Below are 9145 nucleotides of genomic sequence, written 5' to 3' on the forward strand. Positions count from 1 at the left end.
CTCGGGCCCGCCCCCCATCAGGCCCCGGGTGCCTGACAACCGGCGCACCACCCATCCGCGGGCGGACGTGCTGCTGGGGACGCTGCCCGCCCGGTGGGTCCACCGACCTCGCCTATCCGCGGGCAGCCGTGCCGCCTGGGACGGTGGCCACCCGTGCGGGCGGCGGGACCCGGTCAGGGTGTCCCCGCCCCCGGGTCGAAGGGGCGCCCACCGGTGCGGGCGACGGGAACCGCCAAGCCGCGGGCGTGCCCCCCCGCCTGGACGGCCCGGGAGGTACGCCCAGGGGCGGCACGGGTGGGCGCGGGCAGCGCCCCGTGTGCATCCGCGGTGAGTGCTACGTGCAGGTGAAGCGGGACTGCGCCCAGTCCGCCAGGCTCACCGAATCGAAGGGCGTGTGCGGCTCGACCACGAGCCGTACCGTCTCCCGGCCGGTGATGTCCACCCGGACCGGTACCGCCGGCCCGCCGGCCTCCACCACGCCGGACCGCCACAGCCGGACACCGTCCGCTTGGACCGAGAACCGCACCCTGCCCACGCCCATCATCAGGTCGTCGATGCCGACCATGGCCTGGTACGTGGAGCATTCACGGTTCAGGTCGACGGTGACCGAGGACCGCCCGTGCACCGTGACCCCGTGCGCATACCGCTCCTCGGCGATGGACATGCTGGACCGCTGCCACGCCCAGCTGCTCTCACCGATCCGCATCTCGGGCTGGGTGCCGTCGCCGGTGACGTCGTAGGACAACTCGCTCCACCGGTAGACCACCGGGGCCGGCAAGGACGGTGGCGGTGGAGGAGGCGGGGGAGGCGCTGGGCTCGGGGGTGGGGGTGGAGTCGGCGTCGGTGTGGGGGTCGGCGTCGGTTCGGGTGTCGGTGTGGGGGACGGTGTTGGTGTGGGGGACGGCGTCGGGGTCTGGGTCGGGGTGGGGCGTGGGGCCGGTGCGGGAGGGGGTGGGGCCGGGCTCGGGGGTGGGGACGGATCCGGCGACGGCTGGGCCGCGGGTGCCGACGTGGGCGGGGCCGCCACCGGGGGCGGCGGTTCCTCGGCGGTCTCGTTGCCGGCCAGGGCCAGTACGACCGCTGCCACCACGCCGACCGCGACCACACCCGCCGCGATACCCGCCTTCACCGGCGCGCCTAGCCCCTCCGCGGCCACCGCACCGCCTCCTGCTCCGCCGGACGAGCCGCCGCCCGCCGTCGCGGCGGCCCCCGCGGCACCGGCCGCGCCCGCTCCGGCGCCGCCGGCGACGAGCCCGGCCGCCTTGGCGTATCCAGCGGCCCCGAACCAGCCGATGACCGCGACCGGCACGACCGCCGGGATACCGCCGGCGACCTCCGCGATCTGGCCGGCGGCCAGCCTGCAGCGGGCGCACTCCTCCAGATGCTTGCGCAGGCCCCGCTCGGCGCGGGTGCGCAGCCTGCCCCGGGCATAGGTGCCGAGCCGGTCGGCGTAGCGGGCGCACTCCTCGTCGTCGGCGAGGGAGGCGCTGACATGGGCCTGCAGATAGGCCTGCTTCAGACCCTCGCGGGCCCGGCTGGCCAGCACCCGGGTGCCGTTGGCGTCCAGCCCGAAGAGCGTCGCCACCTCGCTCGGCGACTCGTCCTCCACCTCGGTGTGCCACAGCACCGCCTGCCAGCGCTCCGGCAGCGACCGGAACGCCTGCATCGCCAGGGACTGTTCGGCCACGTGCATGGCCCGTACGTCGGCGCCCAGTTCCAGCGTGTCGTCGTCGGCGACCGACGACGCCCGCGCCGACTGGGCGGCGAACACCGCGAAGTCGTCGACCAGCTGTTCCCGCCGGGCCGACTGCGTCCAGCCGGCGGCGACCCGCCGGACCGAGGTGAGCAGATACGCGCGGACGGCGTGCTCCGGGCCGGATCCGCCGCGCACCGCCTGGAGCATGCGGGCGAAGACCTCGGCGGTCAGATCGTCCGCGGTGTGCGCGTCCCGGCAGCAGGTGCGGGCGTACCGGCGCACGGCGTCCGCATGGCGCCGGTACAGATCCTCGTACGCCCCGTCGTCACCCGCGCGCATCCGCCCGATCAGCTCGGCGTCGGACGACGGCAGCTCCCGCGGCGGCGGCAGGACGCTGTCCTCGTGCACTTCGCGCTGGGCCGGCACACCGCCAGGGGGCGGCCCGGACGCCGGTCCGCCCTGCTGCGGCACCTGCGGCGGACCGCCGCCGGTCTCCGCGTCCCCGTCACCGGGTGACCCGCCCCGTCCGTCAACGCTCATCGCGGTAAGCCCCCGCCGCCCGGCCCGTCCTGAACACCGGGTCAGCGTGCCACAGCGACTTCAGGACAGAACCACGCAGGGGGCACCATCACTCGTCCGTGGAGACTCGGCCCCTGCGCAGTACTGGCGCCCACCCGTCCGGGGAAGGAAGAACCAGCCTTTCGGGTGGTGGAGTCGGTGGCCGTGTCGGACGGTGTGACCGCAGCGGCGTGATGCAACCGGTCATGCCGGCCGGGAGCGCAGGCCCTCCAGCAGGATGTCCAGCAGTCGCGCCGACGCCGCCGCCTGCTGTGCCGGGTCCGGCAGCGAGGGCGCCGCGGTGGCTATGACCAGCAGTACGTCGGCCACCGACACGTCGGGCCGCAGCTCGCCCGCCGCACGCGCCCGCTCCACCAGCCGGCCGACGACCTCCAGCAGTGCCGCCGCGCCCGAATCGTCCGCCGCGGCACCCGGACCGGCGGCGGCGTCCGCGGCCGGCTCCGGCTCCTCGGCCACCAGCCGCAGTTCGCCCGTGCCCGGCTGCGTCCGCTGCGGTGGCACCCGGTGCTCCGCGGCGCCGGGCCCTTCGGTGCCCTCGTCCGCCACGCCGACCCGCAGCACCTGCGGCGGCAGCAGCCGGCCCGCTCCCGACGCCACCGACGTCCGCAGGAAGCGCGACAGCGCCGACCACGGCTCGTCCTCCTGGCCGAGGGCAGCCCGGGCCTGGTCGGTCAGCCGGGCCGTCTCCTCCTCGGCTATCCGCCGCACCAGGACGTCCTTGCTCGGAAAGCGCCGGTACACGGTGCCGACACCGACGCGCGCGCGGCGCGCCACGTCCTCCATCGGAGCCCCGTACCCCAGTTCACCGAAGACCTCGCGCGCGGCGCGCAGCACATGCTCCAGATTGCGCTGGGCGTCGACCCGCAGCGGCGTCGTCCGCGCCGCGTTCCCGCGGCCGTGGCCCGTCGCCGCGCTCATCGTGCCGCCGGCGGCGACAGCGGACGCGGACGACCAATGAGGGTCCTGAACATGCATAGACATTCCCCCGGTAATGACGTCTCCCCCCGGAGACTCTCCCCGCCATTCGAATCCGGAGCAGGTGGAACGGGCCGCCTACCGGTCCCGACGTGTCGGACCCGATGAGCACATCCCCCCACACCCCGTCGACACGAACATAGTTGAGCGAGGGTCAATTCAGAAGAGGCAGGTTCCGCACGGAGCGCCCCTCGATCGGAGTACGGATCGTATACGTCCCGAATGTGCCCTCTGCCGAATCCGTGCGGGCCTAGCTGACCTGCGTGCTTCCCCGGTGCCCCGCGATGCGGACGTGGCGGCGCCCCCGCGGGAGCCGGTCACACAAATCGCCGGGGCTGTGGACAAACGCAAGCGACGGGTGCGTCATGGGATGGTGAAGGAACGTGCGCGCATTCTCGTTGTCGGCGGCGGCTACGTCGGGATGTACACGGCCCTGCGGCTGCAGCGGAAGCTGAAGGGCGAGCTGAGGCGGGGCGAGGCCGAGATCACCGTCGTCACCCCCGACCCCTATATGACGTACCAGCCGTTCCTTCCCGAGGCCGCCGCCGGTTCCATCTCCCCGCGGCACGTCGTCGTACCGCTGCGCCGTGTCCTCGACCGCTGCCGGGTCGTCATCGGCGAGGTGCAGGCCGTCGACCACGCCGCCCGCACCGCCACCGTCACCACCCTCGCCACCGAGGAGGAGGGCGGGGACGCGTGGCGGCTGCCCTACGACGAGCTGGTCCTCGCCCCCGGCTCGGTCTCACGCGCCCTGCCCGTCCCCGGCCTCGCCGACCACGGCATCGGTTTCAAGACCGTCGAGGAGGCCATCGGACTGCGCAACCACGTCATCGAGCAGATGGACATCGCCTCCTCCACCCGCGACCCCGCCCTGCGCGACGCCGCCCTCACCTTCGTCTTCGTCGGCGGCGGCTACGCCGGGGTGGAGGCGCTCGGCGAGCTGGAGGACATGGCCCGCTACGCCGCGCGGTACTACCACAACGTGCGGCCCGAGGACATGAAGTGGATCCTCGTGGAGGCCACCGACCGCATCCTGCCCGAGGTCGGCGAGGCCCTCGGCCGCTACACCGTCACCGAACTGCGCCGCCGCAACATCGACGTGCGCCTCCGGACCCGCCTGGAGTCCTGCGCCGACCGGGTCGCCGTCCTCAGCGACGGATCCCGCTTCCCCACCCGCACGGTCGTGTGGACCGCCGGTGTCCGGCCCCACCCGCTCCTCGCCGCCACCGACCTGCCCAGCACCGAGCACGGCAGGCTCACCTGCACACCCCAGCTGACGGTCGAGGGCGCCCCGCACGCGTGGGCCGCGGGCGACGCCGCCGCCGTCCCCGACGTCACCGCCGACCGGCCCGGCACGGACTGCGCGCCCAACGCCCAGCACGCCCTGCGCCAGGCACGGGTGCTGGGTGACAACATCGTGCACGCGCTGCGTGGCGAGCGCCTGGACACCTACGCACACCGGTACGCCGGTTCGGTCGCCTCCCTCGGCTTCCACCAGGGCGTCGCCCAGGTGTACGGGCGCAGGCTGAAGGGCTACCCCGCCTGGTTCATGCACCGCGCCTATCACCTCAGCCGCGTCCCCACCGTCAACCGCAAGGCGCGCGTGCTGGCCGAATGGACCCTTGCCGGGCTGTTCAAACGGGAGATCGTCTCCCTGGGCTCACTCGAACACCCCCGAGCGGAGTTCGAACTCGCTGCCGGTGGAAAGCCTTCCGAGGAGCCCCCGCACAACCCGAAGGGGTCGTCCTGACCGGACCCGGGAACTCCTCCGGTCGGCCCGCCGTCTGACGGATGTCGGCCCGGTCGGCACCCTGCCAGACTGGTCCACCATCGCGGGCGGGTCGCCGCTCACCCCGCGCGGCCCCCGGAGCCCGGCCGGTCTCCGAAGCCGGCCGCCGACAACGACACGAGGCAAGGATTCGTGAACTTCACGCGCTGGAGCGCCCGCTTCCCCGGTACGCAGCGCCGCGCAGCCGCGCGGGCAGACACCACGACGGTCACTCCGGACCGGCGGGCAGACGGCTCCGTGCCCGCCGCCCGTGCCGAACAACTGACCGACGAGGCGCCGCCCGTACCCGCGGTCGACGCCCTGCCCGCCCGCGACGTCCTCGACCGGGTCCCGGCCCTGGTCGCCCTCGTCCACGGCCCGGACCACCGCATCGCCTACGTCAACGACGCCTATACGACCGCCTTCGGCATCCGCCCCCTGGGCGAACGCGCCCGCGAGGCCCTCCCCGAACTGTCCGAACTGGGCCTGTTCCCCCTGCTCGACCAGGTCCTGCGCAGCGGCCGGCCCCGCACCCTCAAATCCCGCAAGGCACCCGACGGCCGCTCCTACACCTTCACCTGCACTCCGGTCACCGAGACCCGGCAGGGCAGCGGCCAGGGCCACCGCGGAGTCCTCGTCTTCGCCACCGACGTCACCGACCACGCCGAGGCCGCCGAGCGCCTCCGCGCCAGCGAGCGCCGCCAGCGCGAGACCGCCGTCACCCTCCAGCGCTCCCTCCTCCCCCAGGAGCTGGAGGAACCCGACGACCTGCGCATCGCCGCCACCTATCACCCCGGCGGCACCGAGGCCGCGGTCGGCGGCGACTGGTACGACGTGATCACCCTCGGCGGCGGGCGCACCGCCCTGGTCATCGGCGACGTCATGGGCCGCGGCGTCCGGGCCGCCGCCGTCATGGGCCAGCTCCGAACCGCCGTACGGGCCTACGCCCGCCTCGACCTCCCCCCGCACGAGGTCCTCCAGCTGCTCGACGGCCTGGCCGCCGAGATCGACGCGAACCAGATCGCCACCTGCGTCTACGCCGTCCACGACCCCAACGAGGCCCGGCTGGTGTACGCCTCCGCCGGGCATCTGCCGATCCTGGTCCGCGACGAAGGCGGCAGGGTCCTGCGCGCCGACGAGCCCACCGGCCCCCCGCTGGGCACCGGCGGCTGGATGCACGCCTCGGGGTCCGTCCCGCTGGGCCCCGGCGCCACCGCCGTCCTCTACACCGACGGTCTGGTGGAACGCCGCAACGAGGACCTCGACGAGGGCATCGCCACCCTGGCGGGCGCCCTGGCCGGAGCCACCGGCACCCCGCAGGTGATCTGCGACCGCCTGGTCCGCACGGCGGGCGTCACCCCCGACCACGACGACGACGTGGCCGTCCTGGTCCTCCAGCACCCCGCCCGCACCGGCGCGGACAGCGACCTGTTCCGCAATGCCGCCCTCGACCTCCTCGGCGGCGTCGAGGCGGCCCCGCGCGCGCGTGCCTTCGCCTCCGGCGTCCTGACCAGCTGGCGCTTCCCCGCCGAACTGCACGACCTGGGCGTCCTGGCCGCCAGCGAGCTGGTCGCCAACTCCCTCCAGCACGGCACACCGCCCATGCGGCTGCGGCTGCGCCGCACCGACCGCCGCCTGATCATCGAGGTGACCGACGGCGACGACCATCTGCCCCGCCGGCGCCGAGCGGAACCCGCGGACGAGTCCGGCCGGGGCATCTCGATCGTCGCCACGATCGCGTCGAGCTGGGGAAGCCGCCGAACCCCCGGCGGTGGCAAGGCGGTGTGGTGCGAGTTCGTCCTTCCGAAGCGGTGATCCGGCCGCGGGGGCGGGGCGCGGGGCCGTGTGCTCCGCTCCGACCCCGCGCCCGTCAGGCTTCCGCGGCGGCCACCGACCCGGCCGGGGCACCGCCCTGCGTGACCACCCGGCTCTTCGCCTGCCACGGCTGGTTCTGTACGTCCGTGAGCTGCCGCCCCAGCCGCACCGCCAGCACCGATATCCCCAGTGAGAACAGCACGAAGATCACGATGTACGGCGCGTGCAGCGAGGCCCCCAGCGGCCCGCCCACCGCCGGACCGACGGCCAGCGCGAGCTGCTTCACCAGGGCGAAGGCGGAGTTGTACTGCCCGGCCATCCCGGTCGGCGCCAGATCGGCGACCAGCGGCGCGACCGTCGGCGACAGCATCGCCTCACCCAGCCCGAACAGCGCATACGTCGAGATGAACGCGGCCGTCGCCATCGCCTGGCTGCCGTGCCCGAGCCCGGCGTACCCCGCCACGGCCCACGCCACGGCCCAGATCAGGCCGACCGCGGCGATCACCCGCGTCCGCTTCCGCCGCTCCACGAACCGCAGCACGGCGAACTGTGCGATCACGATCACCAGCGTGTTCGCCGCCAGCGCGGTACCCAGCGCCGAGGTGGATATACCGGCGGCCTCCACGCCGTACGCGCTCAGCCCCGACTCGAACTGCCCGTAGCAGGCGAAGAACAGCACAAAGCCCAGGACACACAGCTGCACCATGGCCCGGTCGCCCAGCAGCCGCTTCCAGCTCCCCTTCGCCGACTGGCCCGGGGCAGCGCCCACCCGCGGCGCGTGCGGCATCCGCACCGTCGCCATCACGACCACCAGCACCAGGAACATGGCCGCCTCGATGGCGAACAGCAGGGTGAAGGACGCCGCGCTGGAGGTGTCGACCAGATGACCGCCGATGAGCCCGCCCACACCGAGCCCGAGATTCTGCAGGAAGAACTGCATGGCGAACGCCCGCGACCGGGTCTCCGCCGTCGAGCAGTCCACGATCATCGTGGCGAGCGCCGGCTGCATCACGGCCTGTCCGGCCCCGAGCGCGGCGGCGGACAGCAGCACCGTGCCGGCCTGGCCCGAAACTCCCAGGCTGAGCGCGCCGACGGCGGCGGTGACCAGGGCGGCGAGCAGCACCGGCTGCGGGCCCCGCCGGACGATGGCCCGCCCGGCGAACGGCAGCACGACCAGTGCTGCCACGGCGAAGACGGCGAGTACGAGACCCGCCGTCACGGAACCCAGTCCCCGCACCTGCGCCACATAGACGTACAGGTAGGGGACGGTGAAACCGAGCCCGAACGCGCTGAGTGCGTTGCCCACGTGGATCCGGCGCATCGCTGCGCCCATCGCCCTGGTCACGTTCACCTCTCTCAGGAGTTAGGAGTGAAGACTTCAAGACTAAACTTCGAAGCTAAAGAGTACACAGTGAAGGACTTCAAGGCAAAGCCGTGCCGTGCCATACTGCGAACCATGGGCGACACCTCAGAGGCCGGCGAGCCGACACTCGAAGAACAGATCGCCGCCTACCAGCGCGAGTTCCGGGACCTCGACCCCCAGGTCGAGCAGATCGTTTCGGCGCTCTCCCGTCTGAACCGCCGCATGAACGTCGCGTACGGCCGCCAGACCGCCGACCTCGGCATCAGCAACGCCGAGTGGGAGGTGCTCAAGGCGCTCGTTCTCTCCGGCGCCCCGTACCGCCTCGGCCCCGGCGATCTCGCCAAGCGCCTCGGCCTCACCCCCGCCGCGATGACGCACCGCATCGACCGCATGGTCGCCGAGGGGCTGGTCACCAGGGAGCGCGACGAGACCAACCGGGTCCGCGTCATTGTCGAGCTCACGCACGAGGGCCGGGAGAAGTGGACAGAGGCGATGCGACTGGCCACCGTCTTCGAGGAGGACCTGCTCCAGGACCTCTCTCCCGACGAACGGACGCGGCTCGGTGAGGTCCTCACGCTCCTCCTGCGCAGGGTCGAGCACGCCCAGCCGGACGCCGGCGGCCGGCTCAGCGACCTCGACTAAAAGATCTTGACAAGGGTCACTTGACAGCCCTCTGGTCGCTCCGTAGTGTTCTCCGGGTTGCCGCAGCGCCGTAACGGTTCTGCCGGCAGCGTTTCCGCCGCGCGAGCGGCATCTCAAACCACCAGCACGACCTCCCACCGGGAACGACTTCGGCCTGCCCGAATTCAATTCCCGGGCCCCGATTTGGGAATCGCGGAGAGAGTCGCTAAAGTTTGAGACGTCGGAAGGGCCCAACAGCCCGGAAGGCAAACCCCGCTGACTGGGGGTCAGGCCGAGAAAAGGTCTGATAGAGTCGGGAACACCGAAG

At 73.1% G+C, this 9145-nt stretch carries 6 protein-coding genes; 3 read left to right on the forward strand and 3 right to left on the reverse strand.

The genetic code is table 11. The features are described 5' to 3' along the window. Positions 1-334 precede the first annotated feature (334 nt). Together V5O46_RS31160 and V5O46_RS31165 are read right to left on the reverse strand one after the other, a co-directional pair. Positions 335-2236, reverse strand: coding sequence for a sigma-70 family RNA polymerase sigma factor (locus tag V5O46_RS31160; protein ID WP_332888098.1), 1902 nt, complete (start codon positions 2234-2236; stop codon positions 335-337). A gap of 222 nt (positions 2237-2458) precedes the next feature. Next, complete coding sequence (locus V5O46_RS31165) at positions 2459-3250, reverse strand: TetR/AcrR family transcriptional regulator (RefSeq protein WP_332888099.1); 792 nt, start codon at positions 3248-3250, stop codon at positions 2459-2461. 370 nt (positions 3251-3620) lie between these two features. Here V5O46_RS31165 and V5O46_RS31170 point away from each other — a divergent pair, with 370 nt between their 5' ends. Together V5O46_RS31170 and V5O46_RS31175 are read left to right on the forward strand one after the other, a co-directional pair. Continuing rightward, a complete protein-coding gene (locus tag V5O46_RS31170) occupies positions 3621-5000 on the forward strand; it encodes an NAD(P)/FAD-dependent oxidoreductase (protein ID WP_332888100.1) in 1380 nt (459 codons plus the stop codon). Between the two features lie 171 nt (positions 5001-5171). Further along, the gene (locus V5O46_RS31175) at positions 5172-6833 is read left to right on the forward strand and encodes an ATP-binding SpoIIE family protein phosphatase (RefSeq protein ID WP_332888101.1); all 1662 of its coding nucleotides are present in this window, start codon (positions 5172-5174) and stop codon (positions 6831-6833) included. A gap of 55 nt (positions 6834-6888) precedes the next feature. Here the strand turns inward: V5O46_RS31175 and V5O46_RS31180 are convergent, their stop codons facing one another. After that, positions 6889-8166: an MFS transporter gene (locus V5O46_RS31180; protein WP_332888103.1), complete on the reverse strand. Its 1278-nt coding sequence runs from the start codon at positions 8164-8166 to the stop codon at positions 6889-6891. Positions 8167-8289: 123 nt separating this feature from the next. Between V5O46_RS31180 and V5O46_RS31185 the strand changes: the two genes are divergently transcribed. Further along, entirely contained in the window at positions 8290-8838 is a 549-nt protein-coding gene (locus tag V5O46_RS31185) for a MarR family winged helix-turn-helix transcriptional regulator (RefSeq protein WP_332888102.1), read from the forward strand. The last annotated feature ends 307 nt before the right edge of the window (positions 8839-9145 follow it).

The organism is Streptomyces poriticola (assembly GCF_036689765.1).
In the GTDB taxonomy this organism is placed as follows: domain Bacteria; phylum Actinomycetota; class Actinomycetes; order Streptomycetales; family Streptomycetaceae; genus Streptomyces; species Streptomyces poriticola.

Excerpts from the sequence above, each read along its gene's own strand:
- V5O46_RS31180 (WP_332888103.1), bottom strand. The coding sequence starts at position 8,166 with ATGGGCGCAGCGATGCGCCGGATCCACGTGGGCAACGCACTCAGCGCG.
- V5O46_RS31185 (WP_332888102.1), top strand. The coding sequence starts at position 8,290 with ATGGGCGACACCTCAGAGGCCGGCGAGCCGACACTCGAAGAACAGATC.
- V5O46_RS31160 (WP_332888098.1), bottom strand. The coding sequence starts at position 2,236 with ATGAGCGTTGACGGACGGGGCGGGTCACCCGGTGACGGGGACGCGGAG.
- V5O46_RS31170 (WP_332888100.1), top strand. The coding sequence starts at position 3,621 with ATGGTGAAGGAACGTGCGCGCATTCTCGTTGTCGGCGGCGGCTACGTC.
- V5O46_RS31165 (WP_332888099.1), bottom strand. The coding sequence starts at position 3,250 with ATGCATGTTCAGGACCCTCATTGGTCGTCCGCGTCCGCTGTCGCCGCC.